The following is a 21,592-nucleotide window of genomic DNA, read 5'->3' as shown; positions in this document are numbered from 1 at the left end:
CCATAGCGGCATCCTCATCCGGTGTCAGCCCTCTTCTCCTCGTACCTGCAATAGGTCGCGCGCTGACACGTCCATCCTCCAGCTTCACCAGCAGCTCCGGAGAGCCACTGACGATCTGTAAATCCGGCATACGCAGCATCCCCATATAAGGGGAAGGATTCAACAGACGCAGCCATTCATATATATCTTCAGGGCTGGCTGCAAGCGTACGTTGCTGGCGAATCGACAGGTTAACCTGAAATACGTCACCCTGTGCGATATATTCCTGTACACGTTTCACAGCATGTTCAAAATCGGTTTGGTTGAATGCGGTTTCCCAACCTTCGGATTCTTGATGAACAGCTGACAGCTCCGCTTCGGCAAGCCTTGTACAACGACGAGAATACGCTGGATCAGCCTCTCCGGCATCCATAATTTTCTTCCACTGAGTCAACATCCGTTCTGCTCGACGAACAGCTTCCGCATAATGCTCGCGAAGTATGTTTTTTGGCTCAGCCAGCGCAACATGATCAGCATGATCGGTCTGGCAATTGGCTTGCGCGTAAACGGGAGTCGGCAAATGAACGGCACAATATACGCAAGATTTTTCATGATCATAAATCCATAGCTCATTCACTCTCATCCACACATAATCAGGGATGTCTGTATCATCCGCAGCCTGAATAGGCAAACGCTCCAGCGAGCGAGCTACATCGTAGCCCAGATAACCCGCGAATCCTCCAGTGAAAAAAGGCAGGCCAGGTATATGAGGCGCGCGATAGGGGGCGATCCAGTCGTTCATAACGGTCAGAGGTTGACCATATATATCACCATGCTCCCCATTTTGCAGATCCGTCCAAACTGCATGTTCTCCCTTACCTTCCAATATGGCAACCGGATTTAGGCCCAGATAGGTATATCTCCCGCCCTTACCGCTCTCCAGCAAGAAGGCATATGGCGATGAATCCTCCCATGCCTTGCGCCATGATAACGGCAAACTGCCCACAGGTAACTGATACTCGGCAATATAAGGAAGTATACTCCAGCCTTCTTCCTGCCAAACCTCCCACTGCGCGGCCGTCACTCTAGCTGTCGATTTCATCCGTGTGCGCTTCCCCTTCCATTCCTTTGTGAAAAGTCTGTATTCTCTCCTTAAAAACAAACCCCCACCCCCCTGGCAACAGGGAAATGAGGGATTCCTTACATATAGTATACACAATTGCAGCGTAATTACAGCTCAAAATTGTATAGTGGTGTACTCAGGTAACGTTCACCATTACTTGGAATAATGACAACAATTCGCTTGCCCTTGCCCAATTGTTTAGCCAGCTTCAAAGCTGCGTGAACAGCTGCACCGGAGGATATACCCGACAAGATACCTTCTTCCTTGGCTACTCTACGCGCTACCTCGAAAGCTTCATCGTTTTCTACATGAATAATTTCATCATAGATGTCACGGTTCAAAATTTCAGGAATAAAGTTGGCGCCCAGTCCCTGAATTTTGTGAGGACCTGGCTTGCCGCCAGCTAATAGTGGAGAAGAAGCCGGCTCTACAGCGACAATTTTAATTTCCGGGAATTCTTTCTTAAGCACTTCTCCGGCACCAGAGATGGTTCCGCCCGTCCCTATGCCTGCTACAAAAGCATCCAGCGTTCCGCCGATGGAGCGAATCGCTTCCACAATCTCAGGACCCGTTGTTTCACGGTGAATTTTGACGTTAGCTTTATTTTTGAACTGTTCTGCAGCAAAATAATCCGGATTTTCACTCAGCAGCTCTTCCATTTTCTTAACGGAACCGTTCATACCTTCCGATCCAGGTGTCAACACCAGATCAGCTCCGTAAGCACGCAGCAGGTTACGGCGTTCTATACTCATTGTTTCTGGCATAACGATTACCGCCTTGTAACCCTTCGCAGCAGCAACCATAGCCAAACCGATTCCTGTATTACCGCTAGTCGCTTCAATAATTGTACCGCCTGGTTTAAGCAGACCTTCACGTTCAGCTTCCTCAACCATGCTAATCGCGATACGGTCCTTTACACTGGAACCGGGGTTCTGATATTCCAGCTTCAGATAAATTTCAGCACTATCCTCCGGTACGAGTCGATTCAGGCGAACAAGGGGAGTGCCCCCAATAAGTTCGGTGATGTTATTAACGACTTTAGCCATAATAAGTTCCTCCCTGACTGTGATGTTATATTAAAAATTACGAAATCACATTTGTAGATCATTCTTGTTTTTAGGGTGGTTATTTAATTTCCGATAAAAATAGTTGGTTTTGTACGCTAATCATAACAATCTTCAATTCCAATGTCAATACAAGCGATAAAAACACGATGCTGCTGACCCTCGTCTTCAGCACCGTGGTTCCTCAATCCAGTAACTTTGGACCATGCTCATAGAGAAGCAGATGGCACCCCTTTATCGGTTAAAATACGCGCTCCATATTTATCACGCAGGCTTTTCTCGACATCTTCCAAAGGAGCCGCTTGGGCAAGCGCAAGAGAGCGACGGATTTGCTGCCGCATCTGTTCTTTGTCTGGAGAAGCTTTCAGGCGGATATCCTGTACATAGATAACGGCATAACCATCGTCAACAGAGATGGGACCAGCAACATCCCCAGAGCTTAGTTCCCTCGCCGCCTTCATAATCGCCTCCGGTTGAAAAGGATCATACTCATCCACCCATCCTAGCTGTCCACTGGTATTCTTCCCAAAGGGCTGACCTGAAAATTCTTGAACCAGCGCATCAAACCTTTCTCCTTGTTTGACCCGTTCAAGCAACGTTTCTGCTTCCTCGGCCTTAGGTACATAAAGGGCTGCCAGTTTGATCTGCTTACCGACAGCAAATTCCTCGGGATGCTGCTTCCAATACTCGTCAATTTCCGCTTCCTGAATTTGAATTCCCTGTGTAGCTATTTTCTCCAGACCAATCTGGTATTCCGCTTCATTCCGCAAATCAACCGGACCTAGACCAAGCTGCTGCTGCATTTCCTCAAAATAGGCTTGAGCCGAAGCATACCCTCTACTCTCCTGCTCCAGCACCTGCTGCAGATCATCTTGGGTGACTTTAATGCCGAGACGCTTGGTTTCAGCTTGCACGGCTTTACGATTCAGCATTTGCAACAGCGTATTGGCTCCGTATCGCTTCTTCAGCTCTGCAACCCATTGTTCCTCCGATATGCCTTCCTGACCGATCTCCGCCACAGTATGATCGCCGTCATCCTTGCTTATATCACCCGGCTTTGCCAGCCCCCGAAGCATGATCAGACCACCCAAGGCGGTGACGCTAACGGTCAGGATAATGACGGCAGCCCATAATCCTTTCTCCCGTGTAGTCATCGCTCGCACCGCCTATCCAGTTAGGCTTTGGCCTGATTCAACAGATTTTGCAAATCATCCTTATTAAACTGATAAGCCTCATTACAGAAGTGGCACACAACTTCGGCCTGTCCCTCTTCCTCAATTAATTGTGTCAACTCGTTTTCTCCCAAGCTGATCAATGTTTTTTCCACACGCTCCCGTGAGCATTCACATTGAAAATGAATTTCCGTCTCGTCGAGAACCCGAACGTCCGGCAGCATCCAGCGCAGCATTTCATCAAGCTCCAGGCCTTGATCCAGCAGAGCTGTAACGGGTGGAAGTGAGCCAACCGCATTTTCAATGGCTGTGATCTCGTCATCATTCAGGCCGGGTAGCAACTGAATAATGAATCCGCCTGCCACAATAACGGAGTTATCGGTATCCACCAATACACCTAAGCCCACTGCGGACGGTGTCTGCTCCGACTTGGCAAAATAATAGGTGAAGTCCTCACCCAGTTCACCCGAAATAATCGGAATACTACCGCGATAAGGTTCTTTTAACCCCAGATCCTTAATAATATGAATAAAGCCTTCTGTACCTACGGCACCTGCTACATCCAGCTTGCCCATGCTGTTGCTTGGCAAATGTACATGCGGTTCGGCAACATAGCCGCGTACCTCACCTGCAGCATTGGCATCCACGACGATTTGCCCAATCGGCCCGTCACCTTTAACTTGGATGGTCAGTCGCTCGTTGCCTTTTAGCATAGAACCCATAATGGCACCCGCTGTGAGTGTGCGTCCCAAAGCAGCGGTAGCGGTAGGATACGTATCATGTCTTCTCCGCAATTCCTCTACCAACTGTGTTGTGCGAACAGCAAAAGCTCTGACCCTTCCATCCATGGCTGTTCCGCGAATAAGCCGATCCTGTTTCTTTTCCATATTGATATCCTCCCTATGCTCCAAGGCAGCTACGCTGCTTATTTTTGTTCGTGTTTGCGCTAAATTAAAGCATGATTTCCTGCTATATAAACAACCTGCATTGACAGATCACGCGAATCGTTCAAAAACGTAACATATTTCAGTATAGACGAAAAACGCCGCTAATCCAAACCGATAAAATCATCGGCTGGCCTCAGCGGCAGCTTATATCCACTTTTTTATTCAGCGTTACGCTGGTAAATGATGCGCAAGCCTTCGAGCGTCAACATCGGCAGCACCTTCTGAATGCTCTGTGTCTCGGATGCGATGAGCTCAGCAAGACCTCCGGTAGCAATAACCGTAGGCTCCGCCTGCATTTCTTCCTTAATGCGTCTCACAATGCCATCCACTTGGCCCGCATAGCCGAAAATAATCCCGGCCTGCATGGCATGAACGGTATTACGACCAATAACTTTTTTGGGTTTCTCCAGCTCGATACGGGGCAGCTTGGAAGCTCGTTGATACAATGCCTCCGTCGAAATTCCGATACCAGGCACAATCACTCCGCCCAAGTAATTCCCCTTATCATCAATACAGTCAAACGTCGTTGCTGTCCCAAAATCCACCACAACCAGCGGCCCGCCAAACCGCTCGACAGCAGCAACTGCGTTCACGATCCGGTCTGCCCCTACTTCTCGCGGATTTTCATAACGCAGGTTAAGACCGGTTTTAATGCCCGGTCCGACGATTAACGGCGTTCTGCCTATGTATTTATCGCACATGTCCTCCAATACACGAACCAACGGCGGAACAACAGAGGAAATAATAACCCCTTGAATATCATCCTTTAATACGCCACCCATACCAAAAAGATTATGTATAAGTACGCCGTATTCATCTGCGGTTGCCTGTCTGGAGGTACTGATCCGATAATGATGCAGCAGCTCGGTCCCTTCGTACATCCCCAGAACAATATTGGTATTACCTACATCCACTACAAGAATCAAAGGGTGTCACCTAACTTTCTTTGCGTTAAGGTCAAGGCTGATATCCAGGTTATGAAAAGAGTATGTCAGCCTGCCTACAGAAATCACATCTACGCCGCTCTCAGCCATCACACGTACTGTATCCAGCGATACATTGCCTGAGGCTTCTGTTTTGACATGTGGAGCCCGTTCACGAATGAAACGAACTGCTTCCTTCATATCCTGGACAGACATGTTGTCCAGCATAATAATATCCGCCCCGGCATCCAGAGCTTCCCGAACCTGCTCCATGTTCTCCGTCTCCACTTCAATGGTCATGGTGTGCGGTATATGAGTACGTGCTCGACTTACTGCCTGTGCAATCCCGCCAGCGCCCTTGATATGATTATCCTTAATCATAACCGCATCGTACAGGCCGAAGCGATGATTGGAGCCGCCGCCCACACGAACAGCGTATTTCTCCAGCAGTCGATGTCCCGGTGTTGTTTTGCGTGTGTCCACCAAGCGGGTGGTAAGTCCGTGCAATTGATCCACAAAAGATTGAGTCCGCGTTGCAATGCCGGACATCCGTTGAAGCAAATTGAGCGCCAGTCGCTCCCCGGTCAAAATCGAATGGGTGCTTCCACTCACTTCCGCCAGAATGCTACCCTTTTCGATCGCCTGCCCATCCGTCACCAACGGAGTGAATGACAAGGAAGGATCGACTACCTGAAATACAAGCGCAGCTACAGGCAAACCCGCAACGATGCCAGGCTCCTTGGCATGAATCACAGCCTTCGATTGGTGACCCTGCTCAATCGTCCAGCGCGTGGTTACATCGCCAGAACCGGTATCCTCCCGCAGCCAGCTGCGAATCTGTGCCAACAGCTCTTCCTGATATCCGCTAAACTCTCCATAATGCTCGCTGTTAGATGTCATGAACACACTCCTCCGTTATGCCTTGCTCACGTCGCTGCTGAACATGCTTGTGCCATACGCTATCATCTGTCTTAGGAAAATCCTCGCGATAATGCGCTCCCCGGCTCTCTTCGCGTAGCAGCGCACCGTCTGTAACTAATAAAGCACAGGTGAGTAAATTGGCAAATTCGATCTCTTCCCGGCTAGTGACCACAGCCTTAAATATAGGCATTTGGCCTTGCAGCTCTTCTAACGCTGCTTGAAGCCCTTCCCCATGCCGACGAACTCCAGCATAACGAACCATTGTTTCTTGCAGCTTGTGCCGCTCCTCCACGACAGATGAAGCCAGGACCTCTGCACGGTTATCGCTGTAAGCTATTAACGTATGACCGGCCAGCGGTGGCAATGAATGCAGCCGATCAATAATTCTGCTGCCAAATACAATAGCTTCAGATAGCGAATTGCTCGCCAGACGATTAGCTCCGTGAACACCTGTGGAAGAAACCTCCCCGCAGGCGAACAAACGAGCAATAGAGCTTTCCCCATACAAGTTGGTCTGAACGCCACCCATCATATAATGCGCGGCGGGTGCAATCGGAATCCAGTCTGTGGTCATATCCAGGCCAAAGGACAGACATGTCCGATAAATCGTAGGAAAACGCTGCTTAACCCGCTCAGGCGGCTCATGTGTAATATCCAGGTATACAAATGTAGCCTGGGTACGTTCCATTTCATGTACGATAGCACGGGCTACGATATCTCTGGGTGCAAGCTCTTGCCGGGAATCATACTGCTCCATGAACCGTTCTCCATGAATATTGCGCAGCATGGCCCCTTCCCCCCGTACGGCTTCGGAAATTAGAAACCTCGGAGCACCCGGATAGCACAACGCCGTCGGATGAAACTGTACGAACTCCATATCCCGCACAGCCGCTCCCACACGATACGCCATAGCGATACCATCCCCGGTTGCGATATCCGGGTTGGTGGTATAGCGGAATAATTGCCCGCTCCCGCCTGAGCATAAAATCGTTGCGTTGGCAGTTACGTACAATCTTTCGCCATCCGGCCTTTGGACGAGAGCCCCAATACATTCGCCATGATCAGTCAACAGGTCGATGACCATGCTCTCTTCCCACACTTGAATAGCGGGATGAGCTACAACCTGCTCAGACAGCGCACGAACAACTTCATACCCGGTAGCATCTCCGTTCGCATGCAGAATGCGCCGATGACTATGTGCGCCTTCCCGTGTCAGAGCAAGTTCGCCATTCTCCCGGTCAAAGGCTGTCCCCAATCGTATTAGCTCCTGTATGCCCTCCGGCCCCTCATGAACAAGCGCTCTCACGGCCTCCGGTTCACACAGGCCTGCACCAGCAATCAAGGTATCCTGCATATGAGAAGCAGGTGTATCCTCGCCCGATGTGACAGCGGCGATGCCGCCTTGCGCATAACGCGTGTTGCTTTCCATCAAAGCCTTCTTGGTGATCAGCAACACGTTCCGATCCTCCGCGGCCTTAATCGCCGTATATAAGCCTGCAATGCCCGAGCCGATAATTAACACGTCGGCTTCCAATTTAGTCAATTCCGCTACATCAAAATCAACCAGATATCTTGGAATCATGCCTTCACCTGATTTCACAGAGAATAGCGCACACCATAGATTGTACAGTATGCGCTCACGGTATAAGTTCTAAAGGATAGAAAGTCAATTGCAGCGGCTGTTGGCTTGTATATGCCAAGAACACGACAGCCGTTTATTTAACAATAAATGTACACAACGTTCCTCTGTCTGTCAAATCACGTCAGCAATCTTCTGCCATATTTTAAAAAGCTCCGGAAAACCAGAAGTTACTGGTTCCCCGGAGCTTATATATACGCTTATTCAACGATCCAACCTGAAAATCAGGTTGTTGTCGGTGGAGTACCACCGGAGTTGCCCGAATTGTTATCATCCTCTGGCTTCTGCAGATTAGGGATATCATTCGGTTGATCCGTCGTATTCTTAGGCTCGTCATCCTTGCCTTGAATACGTACACGAACGTCTCCAATGTTATCGATCACAGGTTCACCTTTTTCCGGTGTTCCTTCACCCTCATTCGTGCTGCCGTCCAAAGAACCTGTCTCGATCAAACGTTTAATTTGTTCAAGTTCCAGGGTTTCTTCTTGCAGCAGGGTTTGAGCGATCAGATGAACCTCTTTGGAATGCTTGGTCAGGAGCTCTTTGGCACGCTCATAAGAGTCAGTGATGAAGCGATTCATCTCTTGGTCAATCTGATAAGCGATCTGATCACTGTAATTCTGCTCATGACCGATATCCCGTCCAAGGAAAACCTGACCTTGTGAAGTACCAAACTGCATTGGGCCGAGCTTCTCACTCATACCGTATTCCACAATCATGCTACGTGCGATACTTGTTGCTTGCTGGAAGTCACTGTAGGCTCCCGTACCGATTTCGCCAATAAACAGTTCCTCGGATACACGTCCACCCAGCAAGCCAGTAATTTTGTCCAGCAATTCCTGCTTGGTCGTCAGCATGCGATCTTCCTTCGGAAGCATGATAACATACCCGCCTGCACGTCCACGTGGAATGATCGTTACCTTGTGAACCATGTCGGCGTTTTCCAGGAAGTAGCCGATAATCGTATGGCCTGCTTCATGGTAAGCAACAATTCGTTTCTCGCGGTCACTGATTACGCGGCTGCGTTTTTCTGTACCTACGATTACCCGGTCGATAGCTTCATCTACTTCGCGCATCGAAATATCTCTGCGGTTACGACGGGCTGCCAGCAAAGCAGCTTCGTTCAGCAGATTTTCCAGATCAGCACCTGTAAAACCTGTTGTGCGTTTCGCGATTACATCCAATTTAACATCCTTCGTCAACGGCTTGTTGCGTGCGTGTACATGCAATACAGCTTCGCGGCCTTTAACGTCTGGACGGTCAACCGTAATTTGACGGTCAAAACGTCCCGGACGCAGCAATGCCGGGTCCAGAATATCCGGACGGTTGGTAGCCGCTACGATAATGATACCTTCGTTCGCGCCGAATCCATCCATCTCTACGAGCAATTGGTTGAGCGTTTGCTCACGTTCATCGTGTCCGCCACCCAATCCGGCGCCACGTTGACGTCCAACCGCATCAATCTCATCGATGAAAATGATACATGGTGCGTTCTTCTTCGCATTTTCAAACAAATCGCGAACACGGGAAGCACCGACACCGACGAACATTTCTACAAAGTCAGAACCCGAAATGCTGAAAAAAGGAACTCCTGCTTCGCCTGCAACGGCTCTGGCCAAGAGTGTTTTACCCGTTCCCGGAGGGCCCACTAATAGGACACCCTTTGGAATACGAGCGCCCACAGCAGCGAACTTACGCGGGTCCTTCAAGAATTCTACGACTTCGACAAGCTCCTGCTTCTCTTCGTCAGCCCCTGCCACGTCCTCGAAGGTAACCTTCTTCTTCTCTTCGTTGTACAGACGGGCCTTGCTCTTGCCAAAGTTCATAACTTTGCCGCCGCCGCCCTGTGCCTGATTAAACAGGAAGAAGAACAGCAGGAACATGATCACCAAAGGAATAATAGAAGTCAAAAACGTCAACCAGATGCTTTCGCCTTCCATCTTCTTCTGCACGTATTCAAACCCATTCGTTTCGCTGGCATTGACCAGTTCACTCAGTGCTTGATCCGTTGGCGGAACATATACGGAAAAATTAATGGATTTGGCATCAGCCGGCTGCTTCTTATATGCACCGGTTACAAGATAGGCGTAACCGTCAAATTGGACCGTTACTTTAGAGATGTTATTCGCTTTAACCTCTTGCCGTAATTGGTCATATCTAGGGAGATCGGAGGCTTCGTTACTGTTGCTAACAAACTGAACGATACCCACCACAACTAAAAAAAGAATCAAATAAAAACCAGAATTCCGGATGAACCGATTCATCCCCTACCTCCTCTCGAGACACTTAAGTTATTTTACCATAGCCTGTAAGTCCTTCTCAACAAAGGGCCTTATTTAGTCCTAGGACTGGAGGCTGAGATTAGCTGGTGTAGATTTCCGGCTTCAAAATCCCTATGTATGGGAGGTTCCGGTAGTGCTCGGCATAATCCAGACCATAACCGACAACAAATGCATCTGGAAGCGTAAATCCGGTATAATCCGCTTCAAGATCAACGGCTCGGCGTGCAGGCTTGTCGAACAAGGTTACGACACATACCGAATTGGCATTACGGTTCTTAAGCAGTTCAATTAAATGTGTCAGCGTCAGACCGCTGTCGATAATATCTTCGACAATCAGAACGTCGCGTCCTTCAACCGATGCGTCCAAATCTTTAATGATTTTAACGACACCTGAGGATTTGGTGGACACTCCGTAACTTGATACAGCCATGAAATCAAGCTCCAATGGCACTGTAATGGATTTAACCAAATCAGCCATAAAGATAAACGCACCCTTCAGCACGCAAATCACCAATGGATTCTTTCCTTCATATTTTACGCTAAGCTGTGCGCCCAATTCCTTAATTTTACTCTGAATTTCTTCTTCGCTGATCAATACTTCCTGAATATCATTCTGCAACGGTGTAAACCTCCTAAGTTTATACTATGAAAGCCGTTCCTGTGCGACTATCGGTGCCCCGGACTCTTCCGTCTTTGCCATGACATGTATATAACCGAAGACGTGTGCTTTTGCACTGCGGCATGTACAGAACGCCGCACGCCCGGAATCCAGAGAATAGCTCCGGATTGGTCACAGACGATGGGAATAACGGAACGCAGTGAAGGAGGAATTTTTCCATCAATGAAAATATCTTTAACCTTTTTTCTTCCGTTTAATCCCATGACATGCATGGCATCTCCAGGCAATCGTGAGCGTATGGTCAACGGCAAACTCAATTCATCTGCGTCAAACCATGCTTCCTCCTCATTTGACGGATAGGGTCCATCCGAATAGGAGATTCTCCGCCACCGAAGTACACCACCCGCCTCAGGCAATTCAAGCTCGCCAGACATAGGCAATACGTCTAGTCCATAACACCATTCGCCCATAGGTCCTTGCGTTCGGTCAAACAACCCCGCTTGGTCATATTCGCGGACTCCAACCGCACCGCCACCCAAGTCCAAACTCCACGTGGACGGTTGTTCCTGTAGAAGTCTCAGTCGAACGGTCTCAATTTTACGAAAATCAAAATTATCACTGTCCGAAGGCAGATAATTTAATATTAGTTTAATCAACCTCCGTTGTAAAGCAACGGGTAGCTTGCGATAGGAAGCAATGGAAAACATGTATCTCCCGTTATCCAAGCGTACCAATTCCTCGTATACCGACAGCGTAGATGCCTCCATAAAATCATTCTCTTCAGCCATCGTTTCGGCCAGTCGGTTGAGGGATGGAGTCAGTTGCTCATTATATTGCCCCAAAAAAGGAAGCACATCCATGCGAATAGCGTTGCGGCGGTATTTGGAGGTCAGATTAGTGCTGTCCGTCACATAGGAAAGGCTATAAAACCTGCAGAACTCAATCAGGTCAGCCTTGTACATACGCAGCAACGGGCGAATGAGTTGCACATTTTTTTCCGTGCGTGCCAGACGCATACCGGCCAAACCCGCTGGACCGCTGCCGCGCAGCAGATGCAGAAGGACTGTTTCGGCCTGATCGTCGCCATGGTGGGCCATCGCAATACGCTGCGCTCCCCATTTTGCAGCTGTATCATGTAAAAAGGAATAGCGCAGCTCACGGGCCGCTTCCTGCGGGCCTTTTCCGCTTTCCTTCATATAGACGGGTACATCAACCCGAATCATTTCAAACGGAATTTCCAGCTTTCGGGCTATGCTGCGTACCTCTTCAGCCTCCGCATCCGATTCCTCTGGCCTGAAGCCATGATGGACGTGAGCACAGATGAGCTGCAAAGGCATATGTATAACGGATATTTCATGTAAAATGTGCAAAAGGGCCACCGAATCCGGCCCACCGGATACAGCAACCACAATGCGGTCTCCGGGGCTCCACAGTGAATGATCTCGCGCGAGGGCGAGCACTTCCTGTACAACACCGGTCGGTTTGGTTGTTCCCATTGACGACCCTCTCTTCTCCCGACCGTAACAATGATGATCATCTGTAATCTTATGTAAATCATGCCGCTACCGCAACGCTATCCAGAGCGCCCCAGCCAGCAGCAAAAGTGAAACCGTGAAAGCATATCCCAGCCAGCGTGGATTCCCTCGTTTGGCCGACGATTGCCTGACATGTGTTGAAGCCAGATGCGACCAGGATCGGGCCGCTGCACGAGTATCGGAATATTCTCCGCGCACTGCACCGAGCAGCCATTCGGCATAGGGACGCAATACGCGGCTGCGGCGAATGATAACCGTCAATTCTGCCGTATTGCGTAGCTGCGGCAACCTGCTCGCAGCAGCCTTTAACTGTTCGCCCTCCAATATATGAATGGTTAGAAGAGCAAAGGCAAACAGGTCATACTGGGGATCGGCGTTTCGGTTGCCAGCATTCCAGAATCCTCTGTCATACCATTCTGTAAATTGTTTTACACTCCTGCCTGCAAGAGATACTCCGCCATAATCAATTAATTCGGCTTCTCCATAGGCATTAACCAAAATATTTTGCGGCTTCAGGTCGCCAAACACCCATCCCGCCTGATGCAGCTCCGCCAAACGATTAAGGATTCCGGTTCCAGCTACACCGTACCATTCCGCCCCTTTGGCTGCAACAAAACGATGAAGCGGATCGCCCTTGACGTATCGCATGACATAAAAGGGAATCTCTCCACTGCGTAAAACCACATCGTCTACTTCAAACAAAAAGGGAGGACTCCCATTTTTTTGGAATACCGCCTTGGTTCCCCGAGACTGCAATGTAGTCAGCACATTAATCTCTGATTGCAGATCCAGCGTGTTTCTTCCCATTTTCAGAGCAAAATGCCGATCGGCCTGTGCTTCTTTTACCAAATATACAGTTCCGTTCGCTCCCCGGCCCAGCAGGCGCTGAATGACATAGCTGCTCCGCTTCCACTTGCCCTTGATGACCGTTCCGGGTGCAAGAACGGGATCAGACGACGTAGTCACCGAGCATCCCTTCTCCTTTATCATAGGATTCTTCCATATCTTTCTGTTCTCCTAGTGTAACATATCGGTAGTAATCAATCACTTGTAAAATGGCTGGACCTGTTGGCGTCGCTCCTTTCATCCGCAGACGTCCGAACAGCGATTTGATCTGGCTCAGCTCAGAAGTCCAGCCGATATCCATGACCGCGTCTTCACCCATTCGACCCCCTGGAAAATGAAATACAGATATGCGGCTGAGTCCACTCCTGGACTGCAAGCTGAGCAGCAAATCGCGAATGCTGTCCTCTACAGCAGGAAGTTTGGGCTTCATGCTCGCACTGGCATCAATGAGCAAAGCAATTTCCAGGGTGCTGGTCTCTGTCAGCTCGTCCATCACCTCCACCACCTGAGCCCGTTTGGCCGGAGGCAGATCACCGATATTCCGGGCTCCGCCCTCACCCAAAATATGCGTTAACTCTCTATTAACCGCCTGCTGAATCGTTTGAACCACCGTTTTACGCGTCATCATCTGCATGGTCTGTGCCAGTTGCTTCGTGCCCACGATTTGGCTGAATCCTCCCCCAGCTTTAGCAATTTCGCAAATCTCCGTACTGCCAAGCTCGCCTATGGTTCCATAATCTATGACTCCGGCGACGTTCACTGTAATGCCTTCCTGTAAAGCCTGAGCAGCCGCTATGACCGGACTTACACCTACATTGGAACATCCATCTGTAATGATCAAAATTTGCTTCATCGCTTTTTGACCTCCGCTTCCTCTTAATCTATCCCGATAGATTCTATCTTTGCCTATTCCGGAACGATTCAAACGAAGAATGCGGATTTTTAAAAGCGAGAAGGTAATTTCCCGGGCAATGTCGGTTTAACTCACCGTCCGTGGCCGCTCCGCCCAGCTCATACCAGGTACATGAAGGGTCGCCCACTCTGGACGGTAATGATCTATTTTACTAACAACAACCGTCATATCATCATAGATTTGATTTTGTTGGTAACGAATAACTCGTTCCAACAAGCAATCAGCCAGCTGCTGCGGGTCATCACTTTCAATTTCCTGGATCATGCGCTTCATCCATATTTCCTTATTGACCGCATAACCAGGCGAATCGTATATACCGTCTGTAATCATGATGAGAATATCACCCGGCTGTAGCTGAAGCGACACCAAATCCACCTCAATATCCTGTATAATGCCAATTGGCAAATTACTGGCAGATACAGGAATGACCTCCTCCCCCCTTTTAATAAAGCTCGGCGTAGACCCAATCTTCATGAAGGTCGTTCGGGCCGTGTACTGGTCAATCAGCGCCATATCGACGGTGGCATACATTTCCTCGGGTGATCGCAGCATTAGGACAGAGTTAACCGACTTGATCGCCAATTTCTCATCCATCCCCGATTGCAGCAATTCCTCCAAAATATTCAGGGCCGCGCTGCTCTCCTGCTGCGCACGCTCCCCATTCCCCATCCCATCGCTCAAGGAGACTGCAAAGGTTCCGTTCCCCAGCTCCATGGTGCTATAGCTGTCCCCTGAGAAAAAATCCCCTCCCTTGGCAGCGCTCGCTACTCCTGTAGCTACCTCATACGTCTTGGCAGAGCCAAACATGACGGTGGCCAAGCCTTGGCGGCGATCTGCCGCCGTTTCGCGCATCACGGCAATATGCTCGTCCAATATGTCCGACAGCAGTGGAGCAATGATTTTCCGACATTCATCGAATCCCCTTGTATAGGCATGGACAATCTCGATTTCTACCTGACCTGCGTCCAGATTAATAATCTCAATCGATTGGATGGACAAGCCGAGCCGCTCAAGCGCCTCCCGTATTTGCTCTTCCTGCCGATGCATGGTCTGTCCTTCCCGCTGAATTTCCCGCGCCAAATCCTCCATAATCTGTGATACACCCGATAGCTGGTCAGCAACAAGCTGACGACTGTCGTATACTTGGCGCTTCCATTGCATATTATGCTGATAGAGACTATATTGCTGCTTCATCACTTGCAGTACAGCGCCCGTTTTGGCGCAAGCTTTGCTCCATTGCGGCGGCATCTGCTCCGGCTCCAAATCGGGGTTATCCTCGATGGCGCTCATCATTTCCGTCATATATTGATGAGTTTGCATAAACTTGCTGTCCCAGCACTGCTCGCACTTGAAGCAGGAGGCACACGTGCCTTCCGCTACGGCATTCATAAAATGCTCGATTTCTCCGTCCGGCTTCCCGCCCTCGCTCGCAGATATCTGATGAAAACTGCGGGATAGCTGGCTGAACACGCGGGAAAATTTTGTCACCCGCTCTGCGGTGAGGTCGCGAACCCTTTTGGCGTATTCATGCTGGGACTTGGCGTGATCCTGTGTACCGGGAACATAGGTAGAAATCGCTTTAAAGAAACTTTTTGGAGTTATTAGAAATAATAAAATGGCCGTACAGCTCTCCCAGGTCGATGTCAGCACATCTCCGGTCCCATCCAGATAGATCGTTAAAATGGAAGAGCCCAGCAGCATCCCAAGTGCAACAGCACCCTTTCGCCCTTCACGCAGCATCCCTGCCAGCAAGCCTGCAAAAGCAAGCAAGCTCATCTGCACAATCGCAGACATATTGGCCAAGCTTAATATCAGACCGGTAATCACACCAACCGAAGCACCTAGTGAAGCGCCCCCAACCAAAGCAAACACCAAGACCAAATATCGTGACAGGACATGATCGACAGACAGTGATTGAATGGTCCATCCTACCGCTCCTGTCATAACAGAGGCTAGTAAAATAATGAGACACAAAATTTCCTCATTTTTGAGCTGGCTTGTCTTTTTTCGGTACGTAAATAATGGAATCGCTTGCGTGAACACCAGTGTAAGCATAAAGCTGAGAACCGCATCCGTTCCCACAATGACAAGATCATACCATGTGAACGATGGAGCCATCACAGCGTTAAATAAATTGACCATGAACACAGACAGGAAAACCATCAGCGGGGCATAGGATAATTCCAGGCGATCAAAGGCTCGCAGCCCGCGAAACAAGAGATAAAATACAATCAGCTCACCTCCAATCATGAACAACGATGGATAGGGAGCCAGTAAACTGCCCAGCAATACCGATACAGCGACAGGCAGCATCAGATCACGGCGCAGGAATGTAATGACCGCAAAATAAGCGAGGGCAAAAGGAGAAAGCTCGTCCAAAATCATGGCGCGCCCCAGTAAAAGTCCCATAGCCGACAATAGCAGCATCCATCTTTGCGCCACTACCCATTGCACCGCTTTATGTGAATCCAGCCGCTTCTTGAGTCTGGAAGTCCAACCTTCCGTACGTTCTTTGGATCTGGACTTTCTAGATTTCAAACCCGGAAATTGTACCACGTTCCATTTCTCCATCATGCGTCAGGCACCCCATTCATCAATTTGATGTTCCCATCTTAAACCGGAACGATTGAGAAAGTTTGTCAGAACCTCACGCCTTATTCCAAGAAATTTCCGACAAAAAAACGTTCTGCGCGAAAGGACAGAGCATCGGCCTGAAAATCAGGCTACACGCGTATGGAAGCGGATGGAAGTTGCACCAATCCTTCACCTGCGTAGCCTCTCCCTGTCGTCCATTACTACGTCCAAACTAGCGATTTGCACAGAAGATAGACGGAAAACCGTTGGAGTTTGTCGGACGATTAGGTAGACACGACAAAAAAAACATACACTTTCCAGTACAATTGTTCTTCGATTGTTCAACAAATCATGATTCTCATCATATGCTCGCAGACTGACAGCTGTCTGTATCTCTCTACAGCGCTTGCCTGCCTCATGTGCTGTCGGTAAAATGCAAAAAAACCGTAGCAGTCTTTCGACTGTACGGTTTTCCGTGTATGGTTGATACGGTTGTCAAAGTGAATTAAACACGCTTCGCGCCGCGTCCTCCGCGTTTACCCTCGGTGTTCTTTTTCAGCGACGAAATGCGTTCCTCACTATCTTTCAGGAAGCGTGACATTTTATCCTCAAATGAAGTTTTACCCGGTGCAGGCTTGAAAGAACGGCCTCCACGATCGCGGTTGAAACCACCACGTCCCTGACTTGGACCTGAACCTCCACCGCCGAAACGGTCTCCTCCACCTGTTCCTCCTGTACGCTCCGGTCTTGGAGCTCTTGGCGGACGGGCTTCACTTGCCGGCTTGTCAATCGTTTGCTTAATGGAAAGTCCAATTTTGCCATCTTTGTCAACATTAATGACTTTCACCGTCACGACATCATTAATCTTCAGGTGGTCGTTAACATCCTTAACGTAGTTATCGGCGATTTCCGAGATGTGAACGAGACCCGTGACACCTCCAGACAAATCCACAAATGCTCCAAAATGCGTGATGCCTGTCACTTTGCCCTCTAACTTGGTGCCCACTTCAATTGCCATAGAATAAAATGATCCTCCCTTAAAATATACAACCGATTTTTTGCAAAAAAATCCCGCTGTGGTGATTTGATTATACAAAATGGCGGAACTAAGGTCAACTAAGCATTGGCCCGATAATGCTCCTATTTCTGATCTCCGATGATCGGCGTCTCTTCCGGTTTGTAGAGACCATATTTGCTTCTGGCAATCTCTCCAATGTATTCGGGGTCCTTGAGACGATTCACTTCGGTTTGAAGCTGTTGTTCTGTTTGTGTAGCAGCTTGCTTCTGCTTTTCCTTCTGGGTGAGCTGTTCACTTCGATCAGCCATAGTCATCTCTTGAGAAAAAAAGGTGAAAATGGCCCAACTACCAAAGGCGGCAAGCGATAGCAACCAAATCATGATTCGCCTGCGCCCGCCCGCGTTGGACTTGGACGTAGGAGATGAATGGCGATCTACAGACGAATTACGCATGATACTACCTCCTTCCAAACCATTCTTTTGCTGTGTTTTTCACTCTGATGCCGAGCTTCACGAGTGGCTCTGGAGTCTTCCAGCGCGCTTTGAGCGGACCGATTAGCCATAGAATCGGCTTCCAAACTGGCATCAAGATGTATATCAGCATCCTTCCTAGGAACACGATAAGTGCCCATGTCCATCCGACCAGCTTGCGTACCAGCCGATACAGCGCCAACACCGGAAGAACAATCAGGATGCGCAGTATGCTGTTCACGATCAACGTCAGTCTGCGGACGATCTCTAATAACATTACCACAAAACGTTGGGTTGTAACACTAAAGGCCCAAAAATAGAGCCAAACCCCCAAAAGTAGTCCTAAAAAGACATAAAACCGCAGCTCACCGCGATTACTCGCGTACAGCACACGGAAAATAAACAGCGCCGAGGCCACCCAGTACAGCACGTCCAACATATGAACGCTCCAACGGGCAAAATGAAAGCGGATGGACAGCACCCGGTAGCTGTCAAACACCACTCCCATGGCTATGCCCGACAGCAGCATCCACGTCAACGTCAGCCATTGTGTGTGAGGGTTCATTTGAAGAGCTTGCCGAATAGGCTTTTTCCATTTTTGGCTGGGGCCCCGGGCTCCAGGTAAACGAGGGAATGAATCTGACCTTCTATGGACAGCAGCCCCTCTTCCAGACTGAGATTTTTGATATGTAAATGTTGTCCGCGAATGGTGAGATGGCCCAGCTCGGTCTGAAGCAGAAACTCTTCACTGTCAAAGCTCTCCACATTGCTGACGCCTGAGATATCGAGCTGTTTGCGGCTTTGCATGCGCAAATCATGGTGCTTGGGCTTCCCTTGTTCAATCATGGCATGTACCCCTCCTTCTGTTCTTAGCTTATGAGAGGGGCCGTATGATTTAGAACTGCTTTTGCTCTACAGAAAAAAACACCCCTTCATCAAATGATGAAGAAGTGCTTTCATGTACAGCGTGATGAGAAAATCCGATGCCTGCTTACCAGTTCAAACCGTTCTCCCTGGCGATAGGCTCTTCTTTCACCAAAGTGTACATACTTGCAGCCTCGTCCTTGCGTGTGGTGTCGGCGAGCCGTTCCACTCGCACAGTCACCAGCTTTTGGCCAAATTGGACGGTGATCTCATCGCCTACTTTGACCGCACTGCTCGGCTTGGCTTCGCGTCCGTTCACCACCACTCTCCCCTGTTCGGAGACATCCTTGGCTACAGTACGCCGCTTGATCAGCCGCGAGACTTTCAAGAATTTATCAAGACGCATTAGTTAACGGCTTCTTTAAGCTTATTACCAGCTTTAAAAGCAGGAACGGTCGATTCTGGAATTTCAATCGTGTTGCCGGTTTGTGGGTTGCGACCTGTACGGCTGGAACGCTTGCGCGTTTCGAAAGTACCGAAGCCGATCAGTTGCACTTTGTCGCCACTAGCGAGTGCATCTGTAATTTCACCAAGAACGCCATTCAATACAGCTTCAACGTCACGTTTGCTCAAACCGCTTTTGCTGGAAATATTGTTGATCAAATCTGTCTTGTTCATAGATAAAAGCCTCCCAAATGTCAAAAAATAATCATCACGCTGCATGTCCATATATGGAGCAGACGTGAGGTCAAGCTGTGGCCGAAGCCTCTCTGAATTCAACTGTAGCACGTTTGTCTGTAAGCTACAGTTATTTTCAGAATTACTACAAGTTATTCTGGCTTGTCCCTAAAAATCCTGCAATGGCAGGTGTTTTTTTATTGGACCCCAGTTAAGCCAACATCCTACTACAAAACGCTCCCCATTGGCAAGTCTTCCAAACCTGCTGTGCTTTTAAACCGGGATGCCTCCAAATCAGTATGCCTTCAAGCCGGATATATTTTCAACCCCATCATGAACCGGACCATGGTGCAAAGGAACGGCATAACTAAACACTGTCAGGGAGCTTTTTTGCCTCTTGCCAGTAGATTTCCATTTCTTCTACGCTGCTGTCCTCAGGACGACGTCCCTGCTCACGTAATTTTTGCTCAATATACTGGAATCGTTTTACAAATTTTCGATTCGTGGCAGACAACGCCTCTTCCGGGTCTACTCCCATAAATCGGGCTGCATTCACAGCAACGAATAATACATCACCCAGCTCCAGCAACTGTGCTTCTACGGAATGTCTTTCACGGACTGCTTCCTTCAATTCAGCCACTTCTTCGTCCAGTTTGTCAAATACACCTTCAATGCCATCCCAGTTGAAGCCTACTTTAGCTGCTTTCTTCTGAAGCTTGTACGATTTCATGAGCGCAGGCAAATCACGTGGAACACCATCGAGTACAGAAGGCTGTGCAGATGCTGTCCCTTTAAGCCGTTTTTCCTCAGCTTTCATCTGCTCCCAATTTTGCAGCGCCTCTTCCGCATCATTCGCCTGGTTGTCGCCAAATACGTGCGGATGGCGGAAAATGAGCTTATCATTCAGCCCTTGAATCACGTCATACACATTGAAGGTTCCGACTTCCTCTTCCATTTGGGCATGCAGCAAAATTTGCAGCAACAAATCGCCCAGCTCCTCCTTCATATGCTCAGGGTCATCCTCATCTATCGTTTCGATGACTTCATACGTTTCCTCGATCAGATTTTTGCGGATGGACTGATGGGTCTGTTCACGATCCCATGGACACCCTTCCGGGCTGCGTAAAATATCGACAATCTCGTGCAGACGATCAAAGGATCGCCGCTTGAGCGCCTCATCCTCACTACGGGGTATGTACACCAGCGACAGGTTTCCGTAACCCTCCACCCGATCCAGCTCGTACAGAGGCACCTTATGTACCGCTTCCTCCCCTTCCACCCCAAGGGCGTGGCCGACATACACTTCATAATCGTCAGGATAACGCTCCATCAAGCACAGCTTTACATCGGATGCAGTAAAGGTGTCATATACTTGTCCGATCAGCGTGTGTAGCTGAGGCTGAAGCCAGCTCGCATCCAGCGTTCCCGCATCCAGCAGCTGGAAACCCTCAATCGGATCAAATCCAAGTCGTACAAAAGCTTCATCCAGAAAACTTTCGCCGCCCAGGATATTCAGCTTGATGCCTTCCCCAGGACAACGCTCCTTAAGCAGCTGTACCACTGCTTCCGCCACCATCGGGTGACCGGGAACAGCATAGACAATTTCGCTTCCATCCACCGCCTTGGCAGCCGTTGCGATCAATTGACTGGTAATTTCCTCATATACTTCTGGAAAAGATTCCTTTGTCTCATACACTGTGTCAAACGACTCAAAAGCCACTTCAAACTCATCCAGCACTTTAACCGCCGGATGCTCCCTTGTCCGCAGGTACAGCGCTGAAGCGCCCCGCATTTTGTTCAATATCCCTATCGTAAGCTGATCGGGATCTCCCGAGCCCAAGCCTACGACCGTTAATGTTACGCTCATATCCCATCCTCCGTTCCGCAGAAACAAGGCATGCTCCGAAAAATACACAGCGCATCCCACTTCCGCTTCCTTTCTTTGGCATTTACTATACCACAAAGTTGTATAGACTCGTAAAATAGCCGTGCCGCTCCGCCTCACACTGTAAGCTTGCACAGCCA

The 21,592-nt window shown here is 49.1% G+C and carries 20 protein-coding genes; all 20 read right to left on the bottom strand.

From position 1 onward, the window contains the following. The coding region (locus WG8_RS00275; protein WP_007428046.1) for a chorismate-binding protein at positions 1-1,081 on the bottom strand (1,081 nt) is incomplete at its 3' end. A gap of 128 nt (positions 1,082-1,209) precedes the next feature. Further along, positions 1,210-2,148: a cysteine synthase A gene (gene cysK, locus WG8_RS00270; protein ID WP_007428045.1), complete on the bottom strand. Its 939-nt coding sequence runs from the start codon at positions 2,146-2,148 to the stop codon at positions 1,210-1,212. 227 nt (positions 2,149-2,375) lie between these two features. Then, a complete protein-coding gene (locus WG8_RS00265) occupies positions 2,376-3,320 on the bottom strand; it encodes a peptidylprolyl isomerase (protein ID WP_007428044.1) in 945 nt (314 codons plus the stop codon). 20 nt (positions 3,321-3,340) lie between these two features. Continuing rightward, positions 3,341-4,225, bottom strand: coding sequence for an Hsp33 family molecular chaperone HslO (hslO, locus tag WG8_RS00260; RefSeq protein WP_007428043.1), 885 nt, complete (start codon positions 4,223-4,225; stop codon positions 3,341-3,343). A gap of 218 nt (positions 4,226-4,443) precedes the next feature. Continuing rightward, on the bottom strand, positions 4,444-5,211 hold the full coding sequence (locus WG8_RS00255; RefSeq protein WP_007428042.1) for a type III pantothenate kinase: 768 nt from the start codon (positions 5,209-5,211) through the stop codon (positions 4,444-4,446). A gap of 6 nt (positions 5,212-5,217) precedes the next feature. Continuing rightward, complete coding sequence (gene nadC, locus WG8_RS00250) at positions 5,218-6,108, bottom strand: carboxylating nicotinate-nucleotide diphosphorylase (protein WP_007428041.1); 891 nt, start codon at positions 6,106-6,108, stop codon at positions 5,218-5,220. Further along, a complete protein-coding gene (gene nadB, locus WG8_RS00245) occupies positions 6,098-7,711 on the bottom strand; it encodes an L-aspartate oxidase (RefSeq protein WP_007428040.1) in 1,614 nt (537 codons plus the stop codon). The genes nadC and nadB overlap by 11 nt, the downstream gene beginning before the upstream one ends. 281 nt (positions 7,712-7,992) lie before the next feature. Further along, positions 7,993-10,032 (bottom strand): ATP-dependent zinc metalloprotease FtsH, encoded by a 2,040-nt coding sequence (ftsH, locus tag WG8_RS00240; RefSeq protein ID WP_007428039.1) that lies wholly within the window; start codon positions 10,030-10,032, stop codon positions 7,993-7,995. Between the two features lie 97 nt (positions 10,033-10,129). Further along, positions 10,130-10,669: a hypoxanthine phosphoribosyltransferase gene (gene hpt, locus WG8_RS00235; RefSeq protein ID WP_007428038.1), complete on the bottom strand. Its 540-nt coding sequence runs from the start codon at positions 10,667-10,669 to the stop codon at positions 10,130-10,132. 47 nt (positions 10,670-10,716) lie between these two features. Then, complete coding sequence (gene tilS / locus WG8_RS00230; RefSeq protein ID WP_007428037.1) at positions 10,717-12,165, bottom strand: tRNA lysidine(34) synthetase TilS; 1,449 nt, start codon at positions 12,163-12,165, stop codon at positions 10,717-10,719. A gap of 66 nt (positions 12,166-12,231) precedes the next feature. Beyond that, on the bottom strand, positions 12,232-13,170 hold the full coding sequence (locus WG8_RS00225) for a protein kinase domain-containing protein (RefSeq protein WP_007428036.1): 939 nt from the start codon (positions 13,168-13,170) through the stop codon (positions 12,232-12,234). After that, positions 13,154-13,903 carry a vWA domain-containing protein gene (locus WG8_RS00220; protein ID WP_007428035.1) on the bottom strand — a complete coding sequence of 250 codons (750 nt, stop codon included), beginning with the start codon at positions 13,901-13,903 and terminating at the stop codon, positions 13,154-13,156. The genes WG8_RS00225 and WG8_RS00220 overlap by 17 nt, the downstream gene beginning before the upstream one ends. Before the next feature lie 126 nt (positions 13,904-14,029). Further along, positions 14,030-16,537 (bottom strand): stage II sporulation protein E, encoded by a 2,508-nt coding sequence (gene spoIIE, locus WG8_RS00215; protein WP_007428034.1) that lies wholly within the window; start codon positions 16,535-16,537, stop codon positions 14,030-14,032. Positions 16,538-17,042: 505 nt separating this feature from the next. Further along, positions 17,043-17,555: a S1 domain-containing RNA-binding protein gene (locus WG8_RS00210; RefSeq protein WP_007428033.1), complete on the bottom strand. Its 513-nt coding sequence runs from the start codon at positions 17,553-17,555 to the stop codon at positions 17,043-17,045. 122 nt (positions 17,556-17,677) lie between these two features. Then, entirely contained in the window at positions 17,678-18,007 is a 330-nt protein-coding gene (locus WG8_RS00205) for an FtsB family cell division protein (RefSeq protein ID WP_007428032.1), read from the bottom strand. Between the two features lie 4 nt (positions 18,008-18,011). Then, positions 18,012-18,590 (bottom strand): spore cortex biosynthesis protein YabQ, encoded by a 579-nt coding sequence (yabQ, locus tag WG8_RS00200; protein WP_007428031.1) that lies wholly within the window; start codon positions 18,588-18,590, stop codon positions 18,012-18,014. Further along, a complete protein-coding gene (gene yabP, locus WG8_RS00195) occupies positions 18,587-18,871 on the bottom strand; it encodes a sporulation protein YabP (protein ID WP_007428030.1) in 285 nt (94 codons plus the stop codon). The genes yabQ and yabP overlap by 4 nt, the downstream gene beginning before the upstream one ends. 145 nt (positions 18,872-19,016) lie before the next feature. Continuing rightward, on the bottom strand, positions 19,017-19,295 hold the full coding sequence (locus WG8_RS00190; RefSeq protein WP_007428029.1) for an RNA-binding S4 domain-containing protein: 279 nt from the start codon (positions 19,293-19,295) through the stop codon (positions 19,017-19,019). Then, the gene (locus WG8_RS00185; RefSeq protein ID WP_007428028.1) at positions 19,295-19,567 is read right to left on the bottom strand and encodes an HU family DNA-binding protein; all 273 of its coding nucleotides are present in this window, start codon (positions 19,565-19,567) and stop codon (positions 19,295-19,297) included. Before WG8_RS00185 ends, WG8_RS00190 begins: the two co-directional genes overlap by 1 nt. A 367-nt stretch (positions 19,568-19,934) precedes the next feature. Further along, a complete protein-coding gene (gene mazG / locus WG8_RS00180; protein ID WP_043890653.1) occupies positions 19,935-21,434 on the bottom strand; it encodes a nucleoside triphosphate pyrophosphohydrolase in 1,500 nt (499 codons plus the stop codon). Between the last annotated feature and the right edge of the window lie 158 nt (positions 21,435-21,592).

It is taken from the genome of Paenibacillus sp. Aloe-11, assembly GCF_000245715.1.
GTDB classification, from domain to species: Bacteria; Bacillota; Bacilli; order Paenibacillales; family Paenibacillaceae; genus Paenibacillus; species Paenibacillus kribbensis.
This window is presented reverse-complemented; position numbering and strand designations above follow the sequence as displayed.